Below are 23,578 nucleotides of genomic sequence, written 5' to 3'. Positions count from 1 at the left end.
CCCGGTCAAAGGAGGGGATAGGATTGGAAGGACGCGGGATCTACGAGGACATCGCCCGCCGCACGGAAGGGGACATCTACATCGGCGTAGTGGGACCCGTCCGGACGGGAAAATCGACATTCATCAAGCGGTTCATGGAGACCATGGTGATCCCAAATATCGAAAACGTCTATCGGCGGGAACGCGCCAGAGACGAGCTCCCTCAGAGTGGATCCGGAAGGACGGTCATGACGGCGGAACCGAAATTCGTCCCGGAGGAGGCGGTAGAGGTCACATTGGAGAACGGGGCAGCCTTCTCCGTACGTCTCATCGACTGTGTGGGCTATATGGTCCCGGGAGCGGCCGGTCAGACCGATGGAGACGGTCCCAGGATGGTGACCACGCCCTGGTTCGACTATGAGATCCCCATGACCGACGCGGCGGAGATCGGTACGCGGAAGGTGATCGCAGAGCACTCCACCATTGGTATCGTCATCACCACCGATGGGAGCATCACCGATATCCCGCGGGAGGACTATCTGGAGGCGGAAGAGCGGGTCATCTCTGAACTGAAGGAACTGGGGAAGCCGTTCCTGGTGGTCCTCAACTCGGCGGAGCCCTCCGGCGAGCGGGCTCAGGCGATCCGGGCCGACCTAGTGGAGCGCTATGATGTGACCTGTGTGGCCGCCAATTGTCTGGAGCTGGACGAGCGGGACGTGGCAGACATCATCAAGGGAGTGCTCTATGAGTTCCCAGTGAAGGAGCTGGACCTGTTCCTGCCGCCCTGGGTAGATGCGCTGGACTATGGCCATCCCATCAAAAGTGGTCTGTATGCCGCCATCCGTGAAGGCGCGGCAGGGATGCGCCGGATCCGGGACGTAGAACATACGGTCAGCGCTATCGCCGCCTGTGAGAGCGTCAGCAGTGCCAGGATCGCCAATATCAGCCTGGGTACCGGTGTGGCCGCCGCCGAGTTGGATCTGCCCCGGAGCCTGTTCTATGGAATCATCTCGGAGCAGTCCGGCTTCACGATCCACGATGACGGAGACCTGCTCGGCCTGCTCACAGACCTGTCCCATGTCAAAACGGAATATGACAAGGTGGCCACCGCTCTGGAAGATGTGAAGGCCACCGGATACGGCATCGTGATCCCAAGCACAGATGAACTGGTGCTGGAAGAACCGGAGATCGTGAAGCAGGGGGGACGGTATGGCGTCCGCCTAAAGGCCTCCGCGCCATCGATCCATATGATCCGGGCAGACATCGAGACCGAGGTCTCTCCCATCGTAGGCAACGAGAAGCAGAGTGAGGAGATGATCGACTACCTCTTCCAGGAGTTCGAGGGCGACACCAAAGCGATCTGGCAGTCCAATATCTTTGGGAAGTCCTTCCATGAGCTGGTCAGTGAGGACTTGAACGCAAAGCTCAAACGAATGCCGGACGATGCCAGATCCAAGCTCCAAGAGACCCTCCAGCGTATCATCAACGAGGGTTCCGGCGGGCTCATCTGTATCATCCTGTAAGGGGAGCGGAGGACTCAGTGCCTCCGCTCTCTTCGTGCCCGAAGCCGACTTCCGGATGTATCTTCGCTGAACATTGAAATCGGCGCCGACTCGCGGTATAATAAATTTGTGATATTTGCGGATCGGATCCGGAAAGGGGAACGAACGATGAGTTCCATGATACAGGAATATCTGGATGATTTGAGAGGCAGGCGGGTGGCTGTCATCGGGATCGGTGTGTCCAACACCCCCCTCATCAAGATGCTGGTGCGGTCCGGCATCGACGTCACGGCCTGTGACAAGCGGGAGCGGACGAGCTTCGGCGGACAGGCGGATGCGCTGGAGAGCTTGGGTGTCCACCTGAAGCTGGGACCGGACTATCTGGACGGCCTGGATCAGGATGTGATCTTCCGCACGCCCGGTCTGCGGCCTGACGTGCCTCAACTTTTGGCCGCAAAAGAGCGCGGTGCTGTAGTGACCTCGGAGATGGAAGTGTTCTTCCAGGTCTGTCCCTGCCAGATGATCGCGGTCACAGGAAGCGACGGAAAGACTACTACCACCACTATCATCGCTGGCCTGCTGAAAGCGGCAGGCTATACGGTCTATGTGGGCGGCAACATCGGCAAGCCCCTCCTGCCTGACGTAGACGGGATGGAGCCAGGCGATATCGCGGTCCTGGAGCTCTCCTCCTTCCAGCTCATGACTATGGACCGGAGCCCGGACATCGCCGTTGTGACCAATCTGGCTCCAAACCATCTGGATGTTCATACTTCTATGGAGGAGTATGTGACGGCGAAGGAAAATATCTATCTCTATCAGGATGAGGATGGGGTCGTCGTCCTCAACGAAGACAACGATATCACAAGGAGCTTTGCGGCTAAGGCTCCTGGGAAAGTGGTCCTGTTCAGCCGGCAGAAGGAACTGGAGCAGGGCGTCTATGTGAAGGACGATGCGATCTGGGTCGCAGATGCGGACGGGAAACGGAAGGTCCTGCCCCTGGCGGACATCCTCCTGCCCGGCGTCCACAATGTGGAGAACTATATGGCGGCCATCGGCGCACTGGACGGTCTGGTCTCCGATGGCATCATCCGGGAGTACGCATCCTCCTTCAAGGGCGTAGAACACCGGATCGAGCTGGTGCGCACGCTCCGAGGCGTGCGCTACTACAACGACTCCATCGCCTCCAGCCCCTCTAGGACGATGGCCGGTCTGCGGTGCTTCCCGGAGAAGGTCATCCTGATCGCCGGCGGCTATGACAAGCATATCCCCTTCGATGCGCTCGGGCCGGAGATCGTGGCCCATGTGAAGAAGCTGGTCCTCACCGGCCCGACCGCCGGAAAGATCCGGGCCGCGGTGGAGGCCGCTCCTGGATACGCCGTTGGCGCTCTGGACATCATCGCGGTGGAGGACTTCAAGGATGCCGTCCTGGAGGCGGACCGCGACACCAAGCCGGGAGATGTGGTGATCCTCTCTCCAGCCTGTGCCTCCTTCGACAAGTTCAAGAACTTCATGGAGCGCGGTAATGCGTTCAAAACGATCGTCAACGGGCTGGAATGACCATATCGACGGGGAAGAAGGTCAAAGAGATTGGATATGCAACACGCGCTGGAGCGGCTGTGTACGAAGAATGGCCCCTCCGGCTTTGAGGCCCCGGTGGCGGAGGCGGCCAAGGCCCTTCTGGAGCCGCTGATGGATGAGGTATGGACTGACCGGATCGGCAATGTCATCGGCATACGCCGATGTGGAAAGCCCAGAGCGAAAAAGCTCCTGCTGGATGCCCATCTGGATGAGATCGGTCTCATCGTCACAGGGATCGAGGGTGGCTTTCTCCGTTTTCAGAGCATCGGCGGGGTAGACCCCCGGATGCTCCCAGGCCGGGAGTTGACCGTTCTCACAGATCCTCCGATCTTGGGCGTGGTAGCTACTATGCCGCCCCATGTGTGCCATCAGAAGGATAAGGACCGGGCTCTTCCGCTCTCTGAGCTCTATGTGGACATCGGTATGGACCAGCCAACGGCAGAGCAGGCCGTCCCGATCGGGACTCCCATGGTGTTCCGTGCCGGAAGTTTTCCGCTGGGCAGCCGTGAGATCTGCGGGAAATCTATGGACGACCGTTCCTGCTTCGTGACGCTTCTCAGGACAGTGGAGCTCCTTCAGGGGAAAGATCTGGATGTAGACCTCTACATCCTGGGCTCCGCCCGGGAAGAGATCAGCGGCTCCGGCGCTCAGTGCGCCGCCTTCGCCGTAGAGCCGGACTATTGCGTGGCAGTAGATGTGACCCACGGTCGGACGCCGGACGGTCCAAAGGACATGAGCTTCGCACTGGGCGGCGGCCCGGTGGTCGGTGTCGGACCGAACATGACCCGGTGGATGACGGATCTGGCCATCCGGACGGCAAACGAAGTTGCGGTCCCCATCCAGTTGGAGGTCATGGCCGGCCACAGCGGGACCAACGGATGGTATCTCCAGATCTGTCGGGAGGGCGTCCCCACGCTGGTGCTGAGCCTACCGCTGAAGTATATGCACAGCCCCATCGAGGTGTTGGACCGGCAGGACATGGAGCAGGTGGCCCAACTCCTGGCGGCTATCGCAGAGCGGCTGGGGAGGGAGGATGACCGTCTATGAGAGCACTGGTAGAGATGTTGTGTGGTCTTCCGGGCGCAGCCAGCGCGGAAGATGCCGTGCGTGCCGTTCTCCTTCAACGTGCGAAGGCCGCGGCGGACGAGGTCCGTGTGGATGCCATGGGGAGCGTGATCGTCTCTAAACACGGACGGCGCTCAGGCGGACCGAGGCTGGCGCTCTGTGCCCATATGGATGAGGTCGGTCTCATCATCCGCACCATTGAGGCGGAGGGTCATCTGAGATTCTCCTGCATCGGACCGATCGACCGCAGGGTGCTGATCGGCAAGCCGGTCCGTGTGGGACCGAAAGGCATCCCCGGTGTGATCGGTCTCAAGGCTTACCATCTGGTGAGCGAAGAAGAAGAGCAGATCGTCCCTAAGACGGACAGCCTCTATATCGACATCGGCGCTGACAGCCGTGAAAAAGCAGAGGAACAGGTGTCTCTCGGGGATATCTGTGTATTCGATACTAAGGCGGAGCCATTCGGGAACGGCTTGATAAAGGCCAAAGCTCTGGACAGTCGGGTGGGTTGTGCGGTCCTCCTAAAGCTGATGGAAGAGGAACTGCCGCTGGACTGTGATCTCATTTTCTCCACACAGAAGAAGGTGGGGCACCGGGGCGCGTTTGGCGCAGCTTTCTCCACGAAGCCGGAGATCGCACTGGTCCTGGACGGTGCCTCCGCGGCAGATCTGCCCGGCGTAAGACCACATCAACAGGGGTGCCAGGTCGGACAGGGCCCCGTCCTGTCTCTCATGGACCGGGGCATGATCGCTGACCGGGCGCTCTTCGAACTCCTGCGCAGTCTGGCGGAAGAAGATCATATCCCTTGGCAGTTCCAGCGTCCGGACGCTGATGACAGCGATGCCGGGACCATCCAGCGGACCCGGAACGGGATCCGGACCGTGACTCTGGGTATCCCGGTCCGATATTTGGATACCCCAGCCGCTGTGGCCTCACTTCAGGATATCGAACAGATGCTGGCTCTGACTAGGGCGTTCATCGGCACGGTCACTGACCGGGTATGACAGCAGAGAAGGAAGAGGAACATTAAAATGGATATCTTGACGACGCTCCAGGCACTGAATACCTGCCATAGTCCCTCCGGCGAAGAGGGCTCGGTCGCGGAGCGGATCCAGGCGCTTGCGGCTCCCTTTGCGGATGAGATCAGCACCGACATCATGGGAAATCTGATCGTCCGCCGGAAGGGGGATGGCCCTCGGATCATGTTTGCCGCCCATATGGACTCCGTTGGTGGTATGGTGACTTACGTGGAAGAGTCTGGTCTTCTGCGTTTTGGCAAGGTGGGTGGCCTCCATCCTGCCTGTCTGCCTGCCACACCGGTACGGTTTCGGAACGGGACCCGCGGCGTGATCGCCGCCGATGCTTCCGCGGACCCTAAGGCTCTGAAGCTGGAGGATCTCTATGTGGACATCGGCGCAGTGGACCGGGCCGATGCTCTGAGCAAGATCTGCCCCGGAGATACGATGGTCTATGGGACGAGCTCCTTCCAGACCGGAGACCGGCTGGTCTCTCCGTATCTGGATGACCGGATCGGCTGTGTGGTCCTGCTGATGGCCATGGAGCGGCTCCAAAAAAGCAGCAATGACTTGTATTTCGTCTTTACGACGCAGGAAGAGGTCGGACTCCGCGGCGCACGGACGGCTGCTTTCGCAGTTGAGTCAACGTATGCAGTAGCTGTAGATGTGACCGCTGTCGATGACGTTCCAGGGACAAGACACGCTGGGAGCAGTGTATTGGGAAAAGGTGCGGCCGTAAAGGTCATGGATCGCTCCGTCCTGTGTCATCCCATGATGGTCCAGATGCTGACTCGATCGGGCCGGGAGCATGGCATACCGGTCCAGCGGGACATCATCCAAGCAGGGGGGAGCGATGCCGGCGCGATCCATCAGAGCCGGACCGGCGTGTATACCGGCGGCATCTCGGTACCCTGCCGATATATCCACACACCACAGGAGATGGTGGATGTGAGAGATGTGGAGGCCTGTGCCGCCTTGGCCGCGGCTTTCGCCGGCATGCCGTTGGAGAATTGACCACCCGGCCTCGACGAGATGGACGAGAAAGAGATCAGAAAATAGATAGGTGATGATATCATATGGCATTCAATATCAGTGAGCGGGTCCGCGATTTGGCGGCCCAGGCGCAGGATTCCCTGCGGGAGCAGTTTGCCCGCATCGATGCGATCGCGGAGACAAACACACAGAAGGTACTGACGGCATTCCAGGACCACCGGGTAGCAGAGGCCTATTTCGCCGGCACTACCGGCTACGGATATGACGATCTTGGACGGGATGAGCTGGAGAAGATCTATGCGGATATCTTTGGGACTGAAGATGCACTGGTACGCATCGGCTTCGTCAACGGTACCCATGCGATCTCCTGTGCTCTGTTCGGCGCACTGAAACCGGGGGATGTCCTAGTCTCTGCTGTGGGTGCGCCCTATGACACTCTGCTGGGCGTGATCGGCGTGGTAGACAAGGGACCTGGATCCCTAAAGGACTACGGCGTGGAGTATCGTCAGGTGGACCTTGTGGATGATGCCCCCGACCCCAAGGGGTTGGCAGAGGCTGTGAAGGATCCCCGAGTGAAGGCGGTCCTGATCCAGCGCTCCAAGGGCTATTCCACCCGCTCTTCACTGTCCGTGGATGAGATCGGCACGTTGTGTGATATCGTCCGGGCCAACAATCCGGATGCAGCGATCTTGGTAGACAACTGTTACGGTGAGTTCGTGGAGACTCAGGAACCTACGCAGGTGGGCGCGGATCTGGTGGTCGGGTCCCTCATCAAGAACCCCGGCGGCGGTCTGGCCCCTACCGGCGGCTATATCGCCGGACGGAAGGATCTGATCGAAGCGGCCTCCATGCGGCTCACGGTCCCCGGCATCGGCCGGGAGTGCGGCTCTACCCTGGGGCAGAACCGTGCCCTCTATCAGGGCCTGTTCCTGGCGCCCCATACGGTGGCGCAGGCGGTCAAGACCGCTGTGTTCGCCGCCAAGATCATGGAGCTCTTGGGCTACCGGACGGAGCCTACTTCCGATATGGTGCGCCATGACATCATCCAGATGATCCACTTCGGTACGCCGGGACCCTTGAAGCAGTTCTGCAAGGGGATCCAGTTCGGTGCTCCGGTGGACTCCTATGTGACCCCGGAACCTTGGGATATGCCCGGCTATGACTGTCAAGTCATCATGGCCGCCGGGGCCTTCATCCAAGGCGCTTCGATCGAGTTGTCCTGTGATGCACCCATGCGGGAGCCCTATACGGCCTATCTCCAGGGTGGCCTGACCTATGAGTCTGGCAAACTGGGCGTGATGCTGGCCGTGGAAGAGCTGCTCAAGGTGAAGGCGTGAGTCTGCGCCTTCAAGTTTTGATGTAGGAACGGGAGGTCCCCTGTATGGAAGAACAGCAGGAGATAGAGGCCCTGCGCAAGGAACTGGAGCAGGCCAACTATGAATACTATGTGCTGGACTGCCCAGTCATGTCCGACTATGACTTCGACCATAAGCTGCGCCGGTTGGAGGAACTGGAGGCGGCGCATCCTGAGATGGCCGATCCCAGTTCACCGACCCAGCGGGTGGGCGGCAAAGTCGCGGATGGCTTTGCGGAGGTGGTCCACCGAGTCCCTCTGGAGAGCCTCCAGGATGTCTTTGCTCCGGAAGAGACGACAGAGTTCGTCCAACGGGTAGAGGAAGCTCTCAGTGGCGGCGCGGAATATGACGTAGAGCCTAAGGTAGACGGACTCTCTGTGGCTTTGGAATACCGGGACGGCGTGTTCGTCCGGGGCGCTACCCGAGGAGATGGTCAGGTGGGGGAGGACGTGACAGAGAACCTGAGGACGGTACGCTCCATCCCTATGGCCTTGCCAGAGAAGCTCTCCAGTCTCATCGTCCGTGGCGAGATCTATATGCCCAAAAAGGTGTTTGAGGAGCTGAATACAGATCTGGAACTCCGAGGAAAGGCTCTTTTCGCAAACCCCCGAAACGCGGCGGCAGGATCTCTCCGTCAGCACGACCCGAAGATCGCGGCGGCCCGCCGGTTGGATATCCAAGTCTTCAACATCCAGTATGCGGAGGGAAAGGAATTCACCACCCATACGGAGACACTGGAGTATCTTCAGAGCCAGCATTTCAAAGTCATACCACATATGGTCTGCCATACCATACAGGAGATCAGCCAGGAGATCGGCTGTATCGGCGAACGGCGGGAGGACTATCCCTTCGACATCGATGGTGCAGTGGTGAAGCTCAACAGTCTCTCCGGCCGTACCGTGCTGGGCAGCACCGCAAAATTCCCCCGATGGGCCGTTGCTTACAAATATCCGCCAGAGCAGAAGCCGTCCAAAGTAGTGGATATCGTGGTCCAGGTGGGCCGCACCGGTGTGCTCACCCCCAAAGCGGTCATCGAGCCGGTGCGTCTGGCCGGGACGACCGTCACCAACGCCACACTCCACAACCAGGACTTTATCACCGAGAAAGATATCCGGATCGGCGACACAGTCATGGTCCAGAAGGCCGGCGAGATCATCCCCGAGATCGTGTCGGTCCTCAAAGATGAACGGCCAGACGGGACCGTGCCCTATCATCTGCCGGACCATTGTCCGGTCTGCGGCGCACCGGTAGTACGGGACGAGGATGGTGCTCACATCCGCTGTACCGGTGCGGAATGTCCGGCACAGCTCCTACGGCATCTGGTCCACTTTGCCAGCCGGGACGCCATGGACATCGAAGGACTCGGTCCGGCTGTGGTGGAAGCACTGGTCAAGGCAGATCTGGTCCACGGTCCCGGTGACCTCTATCATCTCGGGACCGGAGAAGTCTCGAAGCTGGACCGTATGGGGAAGAAGAGCGCGGAGAACCTGATCATGGCGCTGGAGCGTTCCAAAGAGAACGACTTGTCCCGTCTGCTGTTCGCATTCGGTATCCGCCAAGTAGGACAGAAGGCGGCCAAGGTGCTCGCTGTCCGTTTTCAAACGATGGATGCACTGATGGAAGCCACGGAGGAGACGCTGACCGAGGTGCCAGACATCGGCGGCATCACAGCCAAGAGTATCGTGGAGTGGTTCCAAAGCCCCCAGAGCCTCCATCTCGTCGAGACGCTCCGAGAAGCCGGCGTCAATATGGTGAGCAGGGAAGCTCCGGCCGGAGACAAGTTGGCAGGGAAGACCTTCGTATTGACCGGGACTCTGGAACACTTCACCCGTGACGAAGCCAGTACGAAGATCGAAGCTCAGGGCGGGAAGGTGTCTGGTTCCGTTTCCAAAAAGACCAGCTATGTGGTGGCCGGTGAGTCTGCTGGCTCCAAGCTGAAAAAGGCCAATGAACTGGGTATCCCGGTACTCAGTGAAGCAGAACTGATCCAACTGCTGGACGAGGCGTGACAAATCTATCGTTTGCGCTGTTTTGCCGTCGTGCCCCGCAAGGGATGTTATGCTGAGACACAAGCGAATACGGGCCGCCGGGAGCATTCCCGGCGGCCCGTTCCTTTACCGATCCAACACCGGGTTCGTAAAATAGATGTTCTTCTGGTCCATACGTTCCTTGGCCAGACGGACCGCCTCACCGAAGCGCTGGAAGTGGACGATCTCACGCTCCCGCAGGAACCGGAGCACATCGTTCACGTCTGGGTCATCCGACTGACGCAGGATATTATCATAGGTGACACGGGCTTTCTGTTCCGCCGCCATATCCTCCGTCAGGTCACAGATGATATCGCCTTTGACGCCGATATAGGCGGCGGTCCATGGTGCGCCCGAGGCCGCGGCGGGATAGACGCCGGCCCCATGGTCAGTGAAATAGGGAGCGAAATTCCCCATCCGGGGGTCGCTCTCGGAGAGGTCTCTGGTGAGCTGATACACGATGGTACCGATCATCTCCAGATGTCCCAACTCCTCGACGCCGATATCCGTCAGCAGGCCCTTGAGTTCCGGATATGGCATGGCGTATCGCTGGCTCAGATAACGAAGGGATGCGCCCAGTTCGCCGTCCGGTCCCCCATATTGGCTGATCACAAAAGAGGCCAGTTGGGGATTCGTATTTTTGATCTTGACCGGATACTGGAGCTTCTTCTCATAGACGAACACCGACGCTCACTCCTTCCCCTTGTAGTTCCAAGGCCATGGGTCGCTGAGCCACTGAGCCCAGTTCGTTCCGTTCGCGGCCGATACCTGCTGAAGCGGTCCGTACATGGCCTCATAGCGCTCCCGGCCTTCTTCTTCGAGCGCCGCATATTTCTGATAGAGCTGGAATGCCTCCGTATCATCCTGGTGGGTATCCAGATATTCTCCAAGTTCCACCAGCACGAATTCCAGTGCCTGGAGTTCCGCCATGGGGCCATTGGCGATCTTGCCCGGTTCCGCCTTCAGATGGAAAGGGAGATCCAGCCCCGGAAAGAGCGTCCCGTTCTGGAGCGCCTCCCGCTGGTCATAGCGTTTGGAACCCGTCTCTTGGAACGGCACATATGGGATGGAGAGCGGTGCACAGGACGGCAGACTGCCATTGCCCTCTCCGCACATGGCGGGCATCGTGCAGGCATTCACGACAGTACCGTCACCCCCGCCTTTTTTCGCATCAGGGTACAAATGATCACTCCCAAATCAGATGGAGTTGGACGGACCACACGTCCGCCACGTCCCATCCTATTCCGGATGTATAAAGGGGGTACCAAGCCAACGCTTGCCTGTCCCTGCTATCCCATGGTATACTAAGGATATCGACCAAAAGGGAGGCGGCAGGCCATGCACATTTTGGTATGTGTCGATGATAAAGGCGGAATGCTGTTCCATGGACGCCGACAGAGCCGGGACCGAGCGGTATGTCAGGATATTCTGGATACCGCAGGGGATGGCCGGATCTGGATGACGCCCTATTCTCAGACGCTGTTCCAGCAGATGGACACCGGAGCCGTCATCCTGACCGACCCCGCGCCGCAGGAGCGGGCCGGTACAGGGGAGTGGTGCTTCTTGGAGGAACAGTGTCCTGATCTTCAGGACGAATGTCTCGAGTCCTTGACCCTCTATCACTGGAATCGGGTCTATCCATCTGAAGTAGGATTGAAGTTTTTGCCGGGGGAGTCCGGCTGGCATCTGGTCCAGATGTCAGAGTTCCCCGGCCATTCCCATGAAAAGATCACGAAAGAGGTATATGTGAGATGATACAAGCACCTTCTGTCCTGCTCTCCCTGCTCCTGAGCTGCGGCGTTCTGTTGAGTGGATGTCAGGATGTCCCCGGTACCGGTGGTACTGCGACTGTTACCGCACTGACGGATATCCCCGCCTATTCAGGAGGACCCTACGTCGTCGTGGATGATAATGTCCCGGAGTTCCCCCAGTCCGACTTCACCACCAATTCCTTTGAGTCTTACAGCCCGCTGGATGACTTGGGCCGGTGTGGTGTGGCCTACGTCAATGTGGGCGTGGACCTGATGCCCACAGAGCCCCGCGGGAATATCAGCCAGGTGAGACCCACAGGCTGGCAGTCGGTGAAGTACGACAACGTAGATGGGAAGAACCTCTACAACCGCTGTCATCTCATCGGGTTCCAGCTCACCGGCGAGAATGCGAACAAGCAAAACCTGATCACCGGCACCCGTTATATGAATGTAGATGGGATGCTCCCCTTCGAAAATATGGTGGCCGACTATGTCAAGGAGACGGAGCACCATGTGCTCTACCGGGTCACGCCGGTATTCCAGGGTGACGAGCTTGTGGCCCGCGGCGTCCGGATGGAGGCCCAGTCGGTAGAGGATGACGAGGTCTGTTATGATGTCTACGTCTACAACGTCCAGCCCGGTATCGAGATCGACTACACCACCGGAGAGAGCCGTCTGTCCGGCGATGGTGGTTCGTCCGACACTGCCAACAGCGTCAGTCCGTCTCAGCGCTATGTACTGAACACGAGTTCCAAGAAGTTCCACCTCCCGGACTGCTCCGGTGCGAAGAACATGAGCACATCCAATCGGCAGGACTATACTGGAAGGCGGGAGGACTTGATCGCACAAGGCTACACGCCCTGCGGCACCTGTAAGCCTTGATCTCGACCATCCATCACGGTCATTTTCACGCGGCGGATATCTGGCTAGCCAGGTATCCGCCGCTCTTGTCCCGATGAGTCAGATGTGTTACAATAAGAAAGTCGATATCCGCATAGCCCCGGTCCCTGATGCATAGCTTCAAAGACGGGGAGGGGCGTACATGAAATATTTAGGAAACGGCCGTGTCATCGTCGCTTCGGCGGTGATCATATTAGGCATCTGGTCTGGTATCCGGCACCGGATGGAGATGGCCTCGTCCGCCGCTGCTGTGCTCCTGCCGGCGAGGGGCGGAGACACCACCCTCGTCTTAGATGCCGGGCATGGCGGGGAGGACGGGGGAGCGGTCTCGCTGACCGGCATACCGGAGAGCGGCATCAATCTCTCCATCGTCTTGCGGATGGAACAGCTCCTGGCATTCTGCGGCGATCCGCCTCTGCTTCTGCGGAGAGAGGATCGGTCGATCCATGCTCCGGAAGCCAGGACCCTGCGTGAGAAGAAGATATCTGACCTTCATATGCGGGTCGCTATGGTCGAGGCTCAGGAAAATGCTGTCCTCCTCAGCGTCCACCAAAATTCCTATCCGAACAGCCAAAAGCGCTGTCATGGCGCACAGGTGTTCTACGGGAAAGTAGAGGGGAGCCAAGTCCTGGCCGAACAGACCCAAGCGCTCCTGAGGAGCACCCTGGATCCGGAGAACCGTCGAGAGGCAAAGCCGATCCCGGACTCGGTCTATTTGATGGATCAGGTCACCTGTCCGGCCGTCTTAGTGGAGTGTGGTTTCCTCAGCGATCCACAGGAGGAGGCACTCCTCCGGACGGAGCGCTATCAAACGGAGCTTGCCATGGTCCTGACCGCCGCATGGCTTCAAGAAACGGCTGATGGACGGCTGAACCAAGGAGGATATCCCATCCAATGAAAGCAAAAACACTATTTTACTGCACGGAGTGCGGGAACGAACTCCCCAAATGGGCCGGTCAATGTCCGGTCTGCCGTGCCTGGAACACGATCGTAGAGCGGCCTGCTGAATCAAAAAAGAAGGCTTCCGGCGTATCGATCGCTGCCGGTCCAAAGAGCCGCATCATCAGCGGAGGCCATATGCCGCACCGGATGGATGAAGTCGAGACCACCCAGGAACTTCGATTCCAGACCGGGATGGCAGAGCTGGACCGAGTTTTGGGCGGGGGAGCGGTGAAGGGCTCTCTGGTCCTGGTGGGCGGTGCGCCCGGCATCGGCAAATCCACCCTGATGCTCCATATCTGTGATCACCTGTGCCGAACATCCCATGTGCTGTATGTCTCCGGCGAGGAATCAGAGCGTCAGATCAAGCTCCGGGCAGAGCGCCTGCACATCAAAGGCGATGGGCTCTATCTCCTCTCTGAGACGAACCTGGAGGACGTGGTAGAAGCTGTCGATACCCTCAAGCCGGACGTACTGATTGTGGACTCCATCCAAACGCTGTATAATGGCGATCTGACGGCCGTACCGGGCAGTATCGGGCAGGTGAAGGACTGTACCATGGCCCTGATGCAGTTGGCAAAAGGGCAGGGCATCACTGTTTTCGTCATCGGCCATGTGAACAAAGAGGGCTCGATCGCTGGTCCGAAGGTCCTAGAGCACATGGTAGACTGTGTCCTATATTTCGAAGGGGAACAACAGCTCTCGTACCGGATCCTGCGGGCCGCAAAGAACCGTTTTGGCGCGACCAATGAGATCGGCGTGTTCGAGATGGCAGACGATGGCTTGGCAGAAGTCCCGAATCCGTCTGAGATGCTGTTGGAAGGACGACCTCAAGACGCTCCCGGAACTTGCGTGACTTGTGTCATGGAGGGAGTCCGGCCAGTACTGGCAGAGGTCCAGGCCCTGTTGACGCCTACCAGCTTCAACGTGCCCAGACGGACCTCCAATGGATTCGACTTCAATCGGGCCATGTTGCTGCTTGCGGTCCTGGAGAAACGAGGCGGTCTGATGGTCAGTACCTGTGATGCCTATATCAATGTCATCGGAGGACTGAGTTTGGATGAGCCGGGAGCTGATCTGGCGATGATCATGGCGCTGGCATCCAGCTTTCGGGACAAACCGCTGCCAAACGATTTGGCGGCGATCGGCGAAGTTGGATTGACCGGTGAGCTCCGGTCAGTCAACGTTCTGGGTCAGCGGCTCAGCGAGGTCCGGCGGATGGGCTTCACGAAATGTATCATCCCGGCCCGCAATAGCGGAAAGCTGAATGCACCGGATGGACTTCAACTGATCCGTGTCAAGAACATCCGGGAAGCGTTGGCCACGATCCTGTAAGCCGCTCTAAGACACAAAAATCCACTTTGAGGGAGGTGTATGGGGGTGTATCATCAACTCAACAAAATAAAAATTTTGTTGAGTTGAGTGGAGGCTGAGACCCGGTCCTCCGCCTGGATGGCCTGTTTTGGGCCGCTCAGGCCGCCGCCGCCTGATTTGGACTACCGTACAGAAGCTCCTGCGCTGATACGAGATTTTTTGACCTATCACCGTACCATACAAGGTCATTCGCTCAAGACTGTAGACGAATACTATCTGGACATGCGGACCTTTTTCCGGTTCATGAAGCTCCAAAAAGGACTGGTCCCGCGCGACACAGACTTTGAAGCCATCGCTATCGACGATGTGGATCTGGATCTGGCCCGTTCTGTGACGCTCACAGATGTCTATGCGTTCATGGACTATCTGGACCGTGACCGCAGTCTCAGTGCGCCCACCCGTGCCCGCAAAGTCGCTACGATCCGCTCCTTCTACAAATATCTCACCAACAAAGCCAAGCTCATCACAGAAAATCCGATGCAGGATCTGGATTCGCCCAGGCTGAAAAAAGCTCTGCCGCGCTATCTGACATTGGAGCAATCCATCCAGCTCCTGGAAAGTGTCGATGAGCCCAACCGTGCCCGTGACTACTGTATCCTGACTTTGTTCCTGAACTGTGGGATGCGTATCTCTGAACTGGTGGCGCTGGATCTGACCGATATACGCCAAGATCAGCTTCGAGTCCTAGGCAAAGGCAATAAAGAACGGGTCCTTTACTTGAATGACGCCTGTCGGCAGGCGCTGGACGATTGGCTGGAAGAACGTGAGAGCAGTGCTTCTACTGACCCGAACGCTCTGTTCATCACCCGCCGGCACGGCCGCATGACCAAGGATGCCGTCCACTATATGGTGAAACAGCGGCTCAAAAAGGCCGGGCTGGACAGTTCGCTCTATTCCAGCCACAAGCTCCGTCATACGGCGGCAACGCTCATGCTCCAGAACGGTGTCGATGTCCGTACGCTCCAAGAGGTCCTTGGGCACGACAATCTGAACACGACGCAGATTTACACCCATGTGGAGAGCGATGATTTGCGCTTGGCCGCAAAAGCCAACCCGTTGGGGGCTGTCCACCGAAAAAAAGGTCCAGATAGTTCAAAAAATGCGAAAAAGTGAGTACGATAGAAGGGCAGACCGTATTCCTATGGGCGGTCTGCCCTTCTATCAGCTCTATAAACATATCCTCTACTGAACTCAACAAAACAACGTCAATGGTCGAGCTGCTTCCGGACGCCCAAAATGTGGAGACACCGGATCCGCTGGGCCGGATATGTGACGAGCGGCCGGTAGTCGGTATCCGCAGAATGGGCCGCGACTAGAGTGTTCCGGGATGTCGGCCTCTTCCCCACTGCTACGACCACAGGCGTATGGCTGAACCGCCCAAGCCCCATATCGAGTTGTATGAGGTCGCCCGGCTGTATTTCTTCCAGCGATATTTCGGCGGCGAACGGGCCGGTACTGCCCCCTGTCCGGATCAAATAGCGATAGAAATATTCCACTCCTGTCCAGGCCGGGGCCTTATCATTGGCATCTCGGTAATACCAGCCAAAGGTCGGCGTGAAGTCCATCACTCCACTTCCGGCATAGATACATTGAGAGGCAAAGTTAGTACAGTCCCCTCCCAGTCGCTCATAGTCATAGTAGTCTGTGGCCCGACGGTAAGCCCAGCGATGGGCATAGGCAACAGCGGCCAGGCGGTCGTAAGGCACCTGGATCGGCGGCATAGCGCTCCCTCCCCTCCCATCATCTTATGCCGCCATGTCCTGGCGGGCCAATTTTTTAATATGCCTGGCTGAACTCCTGATAGATATGCAGCAGACGGTCATCTAGGAACGAACACGCCTTCTTCCGGAACTCCTCTGGGACACCGTAATACGCTCCGGCGATAGAGCCCGTGATACAGGCCAACGTGTCGCTGTCACCGCCCACAGAAATGGCCATCCGGATGGCATCCTCGAAATCGCTGGACTCCAGAAATGCCACGATGGCCTGTGGGACAGTCTCCTGGCAAGTCTCGTTGAATCGATAGGACGGCCGGATCTCCTCGATGGTGAAGCCGAGGTCATAATTCCGTTCGGCATAAGCGCACAGGTCCATCTTATCTCTGCCGTGCATGGCCAGCCATACGAGACCGGCCGTGACCCGGCCGCCCTTGAGCCCTTCCGGGTGGTCGTGGGTGACACCGGTGACGATCTCCGCCAGAGCCTCTGCCTGCTCCAGGCTGTCCGCCGCATAGGCGACCGGACTGACCCGCATGGCGGCGCCATTGCCAAAGCTATGATACGGCGGCTGTGGTACATCCGAGTACATCCAGTCATAGAAGCGGCCTCCATAGCCGCAGTGTGGATATGGACGGCCCACCTCCCGCATACAGCGGACCGCTGTGCCTCTCAGCTCGTCGTAACCGGGCCCGGCCTCCAGCAGAGCCTTGCAGACGGACAGCGTCATGATACTGTCATCTGTTGCAAAACAGTGCTTCCCTTTATAGTCTCCAAACAAATCGAAGTCTTTGGCGCGGTAGTTGTCAAACTCATATACAGAGCCGACGATATCGCCGATGATACCGCCGATGACCGTACCGCCATTTTTTTGATCCTTCATATGCTCGTCCCCTTATATTATATAAAAACAGCCGTCCGAAGGTCCGGACGGCTGTTTTTTCATTCGATCGATATCATTCGACGGAAAGACCAAGCATCACGCCTTGCCAGCACAGCCGAGGACGTCCACCAGCTTATGCTTGACGAGCTCCTTGATGTTGGCACGGGCGGGCTTCAGATACTCGCGGGGATCGAACTTGTCAGGATGCTCGTTCATGAACTGACGAATCGTTCCGGTCATGGCCAGGCGCAGATCGGAGTCGATGTTGATCTTGCATACGGACATAGCGGAGGCCTTGCGGAGCTGGTCCTCGGGGATGCCGATAGCGTCGGGCATCTTGCCGCCGTTCTCGTTGATCATCTTTACGAACTCCTGAGGCACAGAAGAAGAGCCATGGAGTACGATGGGGAATCCGGGCAGGCGCTTGGAGACCTCTTCCAGCACATCGAAACGCAGGGGCGGTGGAACGAGGACGCCCTTCTCGTTGCGGGTACACTGCGCAGGCGTGAATTTGTAAGCACCATGGCTGGTGCCGATGGCGATAGCCAGAGAGTCGCAGCCCGTCTTAGTGACGAACTCCTCCACCTCTTCAGGATGGGTGTAGGAGGAATCCTCGGCAGCCACCTTGACCTCATCCTCCACACCGGCCAGGGTGCCCAGCTCAGCCTCCACGACAACGCCATGGTCATGGGCATACTCCACGACCTTTTTGGTGATCTCGATGTTCTCCGCAAAAGGCTTGGAGCTGGCATCGATCATGACAGAAGTGAAACCGCCGTCCACGCAGGCCTTACAGGTCTCGAAGTCGGGGCCATGGTCCAGATGGAGCGCGATGGGGATATCGGGGCACTCGATCACAGCGGCCTCCACCAGCTTGATCAGGTAGGTGTGGTTGGCATAGGCACGGGCACCCTTGGACACCTGCAGGATGAGGGGAGCATGGACTTCCTTGGCCGCCTCAGTGATGCCCTGCACGATCTCCATATTGTTGACATTGAACGCGCCGATGGCATAACCGCCGTCATAGGCCTTCTTGAACATTTCAGTTGTAGTGACGAGAGGCATAAGGCTCATCTCCTTTTTCAAAGTACGATTAGATTTTAGCATTTGAGATCGACAAATACAAGGGGTCCGTGATATAATTACGGTGAAATTTCGTTTTGAGCTCCCTTATATAGGTGGAAAATCGACTAACAGCGACATAAAGACACAGAACACGGGGTCAAAGCGGTCAGTGGGAGGAAATTGTGATGAATGAACTCAAGGGTGCCTGTATCATCGGACAGTCTGGCGGTCCGACGGCGGTCATCAATGCCAGTGCGCTTGGCGTGATCCGAACGGCGCTGGACAGCGGAAACATCACCAGAGTATTGGGTGCGGCCAACGGGATTAAAGGCGTCCTGGAGGACCGGCTCTATGATATGGGTCTGGAGGATCCCGCGGAGCTGGAACTTCTGAGATATACTCCCTCCTCCGAGCTGGGCTCCTGCCGATACAAACTAGCTGACCCAGAAAAGGACGATGCCGACTATAAGCGTATCCTGGAAATCTTTCAAAAATACGATGTCCGCTACTTCTTCTACAATGGTGGAAACGACTCTATGGATACCTGCAACAAGATCTCCAAGTATATGCAGGAGTCCGGCTATGAATGCCGCATCATCGGCGTCCCCAAGACGATCGATAACGATCTGAATGGCACCGATCACTGCCCCGGCTTCGGCTCCGCCGCGAAGTTCATCGCCACCACCTGCATGGAGGTGTTCAAGGATACCCACGTCTACGATACAGGTGCTGTCACCGTCATCGAGATCATGGGCCGCCATGCCGGCTGGCTGGCTGGCTCTGCCGCTCTGGCCACTTGGGCTGGCTATGGCCCTGATTTGGTCTATCTTCCCGAGGTGGACTTCGACATGGACCGTTTCCTGGCCGATGTGAAGGAGATCTATGCCAGGAAGGGCGGCTGTATGATCGCTGTGTCTGAGGGCATCCACTATGCAGACGGCTCCTTCGTCTCCGAGGCCAAAGCCGCCTCTGCCACCGACAGCTTTGGCCATGTCCAGTTGGGTGGACTGGCCTCCATCCTAGCCCAAGTGGTCAAGAAGGCGACCGGAGCGAAGGTCCGGGGCATTGAGCTGTCCCTGCTTCAGCGGTGCGGTGCTCATGTGGCCTCTCAGACGGATATCGATGAGGCCTATGCCGCCGGTAGGGCCGCTGTGGAGGCCGCTGTCTCCGGTGTCACCGACAAGATGGTCGCGTTCCGTTGTGACCGGGAGAACGGCTATCGGTGTGAGACGGTCCTGGAGCCTCTGGATATCGTGGCCAACTTTGAGAAAAAAGTTCCCCGCGAGTGGATCAATGCCGACGGGAACGGTGTAGAGCAGCCCTTCATCGACTATGTGCTCCCCCTGATCCAGGGAGAACCGACTAGTCCAAAGGTGGACTCTCTTCCCCGCTTCGCCAAGCTGAAGAAGGTCCTCGCCGCCTCCCTGTGATACATACAGAACGCAGAACGAGCTGTCTGACCATCGATGGTCAGACAGCTCGTTTTTTCAAGCGTCGCTTCTGGACGGACGGACCGTGTCCGGCGCATGGTCCACACCTGTCATGATCCGCATGACAGTATAGGTCTGCATATCCAGCTCTTTCTTCATGGACAAGGCCTCATTGATATCCATATCTACATACTGGTCGTTCTGGAGGCAGATGACCCGGCCACTCTCCCCCTCCGCCAGGAGCTTCACCGCTTCGTAGCCCATATAGGTGGCCGTAACGCGATCCCGAGAGGAGGGGCTTCCACCCCTCTGGACGTGGCCCAAGACCGTGACACGGGTATCCAGTGCAGTCGCGGCCCGGATCTGGTCCGCGACCGCATAGGCTCCACCCTCTACGCCCTCGGCCACGATGACCATGAAATGGGTCCGTCCGTTCAGGCGTGCCCGGCGGATAGGCTCCAGGATATCCTGTTCGGCATCAAAGGGCCGCTCCGGTACGATCACCGCAGTAGCGCCGCAGGCCACGCCCACATAGAGCGCCAGATGTCCGGCATGCCGGCCCATGACCTCCACCACAGAACAGCGTTCGTGAGACTGCATGGTGTCTCTCAGCTTGTCGATGGAGTCCAGCGCCGTATTGCAGGCGGTATCGAAACCGATGGTATAAGAGGAACAGGAGATGTCGTTATCGATGGTGCCTGGGATGCCCACAACAGAGATCCCCAGCTTGGACAGTTCCAGAAGGCCGCGGAAGGTACCGTCTCCACCGATGCCGACCAAGCCATCGATCCCCAGCAGTTTACAAGTATTGAGGGCTTTCTCACGCCCTTCCGGCGTCATGAACTCCTTACTGCGGGCCGAATAGAGCATGGTGCCGCCCTGACGGGACAGGCCGCTGACACTGCCCAGATCCAGAGGGACCACATCGCAGTTGATCAGTCCATGGTAGCCGCGCCGGATCCCGATACACTCGATGCCCATATGGAGCGCCGTTCGGGTCACGGCCCGGATCGCCGCATTCATGCCGGGGGCGTCTCCGCCGCTGGTGAACACTCCGATCCTCCGCACCTTTTTTTCTTCCATAAAAGGCCCTCCTTCTCACACGTTTCGAATTCCCAGTCATTATATCGCAGTTTCCATGTCCATACAACGCTCCGCTTTATACAGGCCGCCGAAAAGGAGAGGCTATGCGTCCAGCCTCTCCCCTTTCGTTTCGTTTAGACCTTCAGCGCGGTCTCTTTGTGGTGCAGAGCTTCCGCATAACGATCCAGTACGGGCTTGACGTCCTCGTTCAGGAAGTCGGTGACCTGCTCCGGGCAGCGGCCGATATAGCGGCTGGGCTCCAGATGTGCCGTGAGCTCCTCCCGGGTCATGCCGAAGGCGCTATCCGCCGCGATCAGGTCGATCAGGTTATTGGGAAGCCCCAGGTCCTTCACGTTCCGGCCGGCCTCCAGAGAGTGGACGCGGATGCGCTCATGGAGCTCCTGACGGTTGCCGCCCCGCTTCACCGCATCCATCATGATGTTCTCGCTGGCCATGAAGGGCAGCTCCTCCAGGACGTGCTTCTCGATGACTTTCTCATGGACCACCAGATTGGAGGCCACATTGGTATAGATGTTCAGGATGGCATCCACTGCGAGGAATGCCTCAGGCACGGAGATCCGCTTGTTGGCGGAGTCATCCAGCGTACGCTCGAACCACTGAGTAGCGGCGGTGATGGCAGGGTTGGCGGCATCGGCGATGACGTATCGGGCCAGAGAGCAGATGCGCTCACAGCGCATGGGATTGCGCTTATAAGGCATGGCGGAGGAACCGATCTGGTTCTTCTCGAAAGGCTCTTCGACCTCCTTCAGGTGGCACAGGAGGCGCATATCGTTGGCGAACTTGCTGGCAGACTGGGCAATGCCGGACAGGGTATCCAGCACATAGGCATCCATCTTCCGAGAGTAAGTCTGTCCGGAGACCGGGACCACGCCTTCGAAGCCCATTTCCCGGGCGATCTTCTGGTCCAGCTCCTTGCACTTCTCATGGTCGCCCTCGAAGAGCTCCAGGAAGCTGGCCTGTGTGCCAGTGGTGCCCTTACAGCCCAGGAGCTTCAGGCTGGCGATCCGATGCTCCACCTCGGACAGGTCCATGAGCAGTTCGTTCATCCACAGGGTAGCTCGCTTTCCTACCGTGACCAGCTGGGCAGGCTGGAAGTGGGTGAAGCCCAAGGTAGGAAGCGCCTTATAGGCATCAGCGAACTTGGCCAGATGGCCCAGTACCTGCACCAGCTTGTCCCGGATCAGGCACAGGCCCTCACGCATGAGGATGACGTCGGTGTTGTCTCCCACGTAACAGCTGGTGGCTCCCAGATGGATGATGGGCATCGCTTTGGGGCAGGTCGCACCGAAGGTGTGGATGTGAGCCATCACATCGTGACGGAGCTGGCGCTCTTTCTCAGCGGCCATGTCGTAGTCGATCTCCTCTACATGGTCCTCCATCTCGTCGATCTGCTCCTGGGTCACGGGGAGACCGAGCTCCATCTCGGCCCGGGCCAGCGCGATCCAGAGACGGCGCCAAGTGGTGAACTTCTTGTCGGGAGAGAAGATATACTGCATCTCATCGCTGGCGTAGCGGGAAGACAGCGGGCTTTCATATACGGTCTTATTCATGTGTGGATCCCCTTTTTCAACCATATTTCAGCAAATATCATACCATAAAACCACGTCTGACACAAGATATCCATATCACATCAGACTCCTGCGTTTGAAATAGGCCGGTGCGCAAAACACACCGGCCTTTTTCTCAACAGGATGTCGGATGGCTCACTCCGCCAGGAACTTTTCCAGACGGTCCAGGCCCTCTTTGATGTTCTCCATAGAGGTGGCGTAAGACCAGCGGGTGAAGTTGGGAGCGCCGAAGCCGGAACCGGGGACCACAGCCACCAGTCCCTTCTTCAGGAAGGCATCCGCAAAGACATTATCATCGGTGATGGTCACGCCCTGGATAGTCTTTCCGATCAACTGCTCCAGGTTCATCATCACATAGAAAGCGCCCTCAGGCTTGATGCAGCTCACGCCGGGGATCTTGTTCATCCGGTCCACCAAATAATTGCGGCGCTCCTCGAAAGCCTGACGCATCAGCTCGATTTTCGCCTGAGAGCCGGTCAGAGCTGTGACAGAGGCCTTCTGAGAGCTGGCCACGGGAGAACCGGTGGAATGACTCACATAATTGGCCATCACCTTGGCCACAGCAGAGTCGGCACAGGCATAGCCGATGCGCCAGCCGGTCATGGCGTAGGACTTGGACACGCCATTGATCAGGATGGTCCGCTCATAGGTCTCAGGGCTGATGCTGGCAAAGCTGGTGAACTTTGCTCCGTCATAGACCAGACCGTAGTAGATCTCATCACTGATGACATAGAGATCGTTCTCGATACAGACCTTGGCGATGCCCTTCAGCTCCTCCGCACCGTACATCATGCCGGTGGGGTTGGAGGGATTGTTCAGGATGAGGGCCTTGGTCTTGGGAGTGATGGCGGCGGCCAGCTTCTCAGGAGTGAGCTTGAAGTTCTCCTTCTCCGTGGCAGTGACGACCACAGGGACACCGCCCACCATGCGGATGAGCTCGATGTAGCTGACCCAGTAAGGTGCGGGCAGGATGACCTCATCGCCGGGATCCACCAGAGCGCGGAGGGCCAGATAGACGGCATGCTTAGCACCGCTGGTCACGACGACCTGATTCGGCTTATACTCCACATTGCAGTCGGCCTTCATCCGGTCGCACACGGCCTGCCGGAGCTCCACAGTACCGGCGGCGGGGGTGTAACGGGTGATGTTGTTCTGGATCGCCTGGATGCCGGCTTCCTTGATCTCGTCCGGGGTGTTGAAGTCAGGCTCACCGGCGCCGAACCCGATGACGTCGATGCCGTCCGCCTTCATCTGCTTGAACATCGAATCGATGGCCATCGTGGTGGAGGCCTGGACGGCCTGTGCGATGTGGGAAAGCTCTTTCATGGTGGATC

General features: G+C 58.2%; 21 protein-coding genes. 13 read left to right on the top strand and 8 right to left on the bottom strand.

Annotation, left to right across the window (positions count from 1 at the left end):
• The first annotated feature begins 23 nt into the window (after positions 1–23).
• The 7 genes from spoIVA to ligA all read left to right on the top strand — a co-directional run bounded on the left by spoIVA (position 24) and on the right by ligA (position 9,497).
• A complete protein-coding gene (spoIVA, locus tag KQI12_RS04100) occupies positions 24–1,502 on the top strand; it encodes a stage IV sporulation protein A (protein WP_253290796.1) in 1,479 nt (492 codons plus the stop codon).
• A 147-nt stretch (positions 1,503–1,649) separates the two neighbouring features.
• Positions 1,650–3,038, top strand: coding sequence for a UDP-N-acetylmuramoyl-L-alanine--D-glutamate ligase (gene murD, locus KQI12_RS04095; RefSeq protein WP_216570786.1), 1,389 nt, complete (start codon positions 1,650–1,652; stop codon positions 3,036–3,038).
• Positions 3,039–3,074: 36 nt separating this feature from the next.
• On the top strand, positions 3,075–4,106 hold the full coding sequence (locus KQI12_RS04090; RefSeq protein WP_216571455.1) for a M42 family peptidase: 1,032 nt from the start codon (positions 3,075–3,077) through the stop codon (positions 4,104–4,106).
• Positions 4,103–5,128, top strand: a complete 1,026-nt coding sequence (locus KQI12_RS04085) for a M42 family metallopeptidase (protein ID WP_216570785.1) — start codon at positions 4,103–4,105, stop codon at positions 5,126–5,128. Before KQI12_RS04090 ends, KQI12_RS04085 begins: the two co-directional genes overlap by 4 nt.
• 27 nt (positions 5,129–5,155) lie before the next feature.
• Complete coding sequence (locus KQI12_RS04080; RefSeq protein ID WP_216570784.1) at positions 5,156–6,154, top strand: M20/M25/M40 family metallo-hydrolase; 999 nt, start codon at positions 5,156–5,158, stop codon at positions 6,152–6,154.
• 62 nt (positions 6,155–6,216) lie between these two features.
• Positions 6,217–7,470 (top strand): methionine gamma-lyase family protein, encoded by a 1,254-nt coding sequence (locus KQI12_RS04075; RefSeq protein ID WP_216570783.1) that lies wholly within the window; start codon positions 6,217–6,219, stop codon positions 7,468–7,470.
• 44 nt (positions 7,471–7,514) lie between these two features.
• Positions 7,515–9,497 (top strand): NAD-dependent DNA ligase LigA, encoded by a 1,983-nt coding sequence (gene ligA / locus KQI12_RS04070; RefSeq protein WP_216570782.1) that lies wholly within the window; start codon positions 7,515–7,517, stop codon positions 9,495–9,497.
• A gap of 105 nt (positions 9,498–9,602) precedes the next feature.
• Here ligA and KQI12_RS04065 read toward each other — a convergent pair whose 3' ends face one another.
• The gene (locus KQI12_RS04065) at positions 9,603–10,199 is read right to left on the bottom strand and encodes a manganese catalase family protein (protein WP_216570780.1); all 597 of its coding nucleotides are present in this window, start codon (positions 10,197–10,199) and stop codon (positions 9,603–9,605) included.
• Between the two features lie 6 nt (positions 10,200–10,205).
• The gene (locus tag KQI12_RS04060) at positions 10,206–10,655 is read right to left on the bottom strand and encodes a spore coat protein CotJB (protein WP_371817948.1); all 450 of its coding nucleotides are present in this window, start codon (positions 10,653–10,655) and stop codon (positions 10,206–10,208) included.
• A 318-nt stretch (positions 10,656–10,973) separates the two neighbouring features.
• On the opposite strand from KQI12_RS04060, the gene KQI12_RS04055 reads away from it, so the two are divergent.
• From KQI12_RS04055 to KQI12_RS04035, 5 genes are all read left to right on the top strand, one after another.
• A complete protein-coding gene (locus KQI12_RS04055; protein WP_253290795.1) occupies positions 10,974–11,270 on the top strand; it encodes a hypothetical protein in 297 nt (98 codons plus the stop codon).
• The gene (locus tag KQI12_RS04050; RefSeq protein ID WP_216570776.1) at positions 11,267–12,148 is read left to right on the top strand and encodes a DNA/RNA non-specific endonuclease; all 882 of its coding nucleotides are present in this window, start codon (positions 11,267–11,269) and stop codon (positions 12,146–12,148) included. Before KQI12_RS04055 ends, KQI12_RS04050 begins: the two co-directional genes overlap by 4 nt.
• A gap of 160 nt (positions 12,149–12,308) precedes the next feature.
• On the top strand, positions 12,309–13,064 hold the full coding sequence (locus KQI12_RS04045) for an N-acetylmuramoyl-L-alanine amidase (protein ID WP_253290794.1): 756 nt from the start codon (positions 12,309–12,311) through the stop codon (positions 13,062–13,064).
• Positions 13,061–14,440 carry a DNA repair protein RadA gene (gene radA, locus KQI12_RS04040; protein WP_216570774.1) on the top strand — a complete coding sequence of 460 codons (1,380 nt, stop codon included), beginning with the start codon at positions 13,061–13,063 and terminating at the stop codon, positions 14,438–14,440. Before KQI12_RS04045 ends, radA begins: the two co-directional genes overlap by 4 nt.
• Before the next feature lie 117 nt (positions 14,441–14,557).
• Positions 14,558–15,592, top strand: a complete 1,035-nt coding sequence (locus KQI12_RS04035) for a tyrosine recombinase XerC (protein WP_216570772.1) — start codon at positions 14,558–14,560, stop codon at positions 15,590–15,592.
• Positions 15,593–15,684: 92 nt separating this feature from the next.
• On the opposite strand, the gene KQI12_RS04030 is transcribed toward KQI12_RS04035, so the two are convergent.
• The 3 genes from KQI12_RS04030 to fba form a co-directional block, all read right to left on the bottom strand.
• On the bottom strand, positions 15,685–16,200 hold the full coding sequence (locus KQI12_RS04030; RefSeq protein ID WP_216570771.1) for an amidase domain-containing protein: 516 nt from the start codon (positions 16,198–16,200) through the stop codon (positions 15,685–15,687).
• A gap of 55 nt (positions 16,201–16,255) precedes the next feature.
• Positions 16,256–17,077, bottom strand: a complete 822-nt coding sequence (locus tag KQI12_RS04025) for an ADP-ribosylglycohydrolase family protein (protein WP_216570769.1) — start codon at positions 17,075–17,077, stop codon at positions 16,256–16,258.
• A 96-nt stretch (positions 17,078–17,173) separates the two neighbouring features.
• Positions 17,174–18,142, bottom strand: coding sequence for a class II fructose-1,6-bisphosphate aldolase (gene fba / locus KQI12_RS04020; RefSeq protein WP_216570767.1), 969 nt, complete (start codon positions 18,140–18,142; stop codon positions 17,174–17,176).
• A gap of 185 nt (positions 18,143–18,327) precedes the next feature.
• Here fba and KQI12_RS04015 point away from each other — a divergent pair, with 185 nt between their 5' ends.
• A complete protein-coding gene (locus tag KQI12_RS04015; RefSeq protein WP_216570765.1) occupies positions 18,328–19,572 on the top strand; it encodes a 6-phosphofructokinase in 1,245 nt (414 codons plus the stop codon).
• A gap of 57 nt (positions 19,573–19,629) precedes the next feature.
• On the opposite strand, the gene pfkA is transcribed toward KQI12_RS04015, so the two are convergent.
• From pfkA to KQI12_RS04000, 3 genes are all read right to left on the bottom strand, one after another.
• Entirely contained in the window at positions 19,630–20,655 is a 1,026-nt protein-coding gene (gene pfkA, locus KQI12_RS04010) for a 6-phosphofructokinase (RefSeq protein WP_216570763.1), read from the bottom strand.
• 134 nt (positions 20,656–20,789) lie between these two features.
• On the bottom strand, positions 20,790–22,226 hold the full coding sequence (gene purB, locus KQI12_RS04005; RefSeq protein WP_216570761.1) for an adenylosuccinate lyase: 1,437 nt from the start codon (positions 22,224–22,226) through the stop codon (positions 20,790–20,792).
• Positions 22,227–22,379: 153 nt separating this feature from the next.
• Positions 22,380–23,570: a pyridoxal phosphate-dependent aminotransferase gene (locus KQI12_RS04000; RefSeq protein WP_216570759.1), complete on the bottom strand. Its 1,191-nt coding sequence runs from the start codon at positions 23,568–23,570 to the stop codon at positions 22,380–22,382.
• Between the last annotated feature and the right edge of the window lie 8 nt (positions 23,571–23,578).

It is taken from the genome of Pseudoflavonifractor sp. MSJ-37, assembly GCF_018917965.1.
GTDB lineage: Bacteria > Bacillota > Clostridia > Oscillospirales > Oscillospiraceae > Pseudoflavonifractor_A.
Note: the sequence above shows the minus strand (reverse complement) of the source record. Positions and strands in the feature narration are given on the sequence as shown.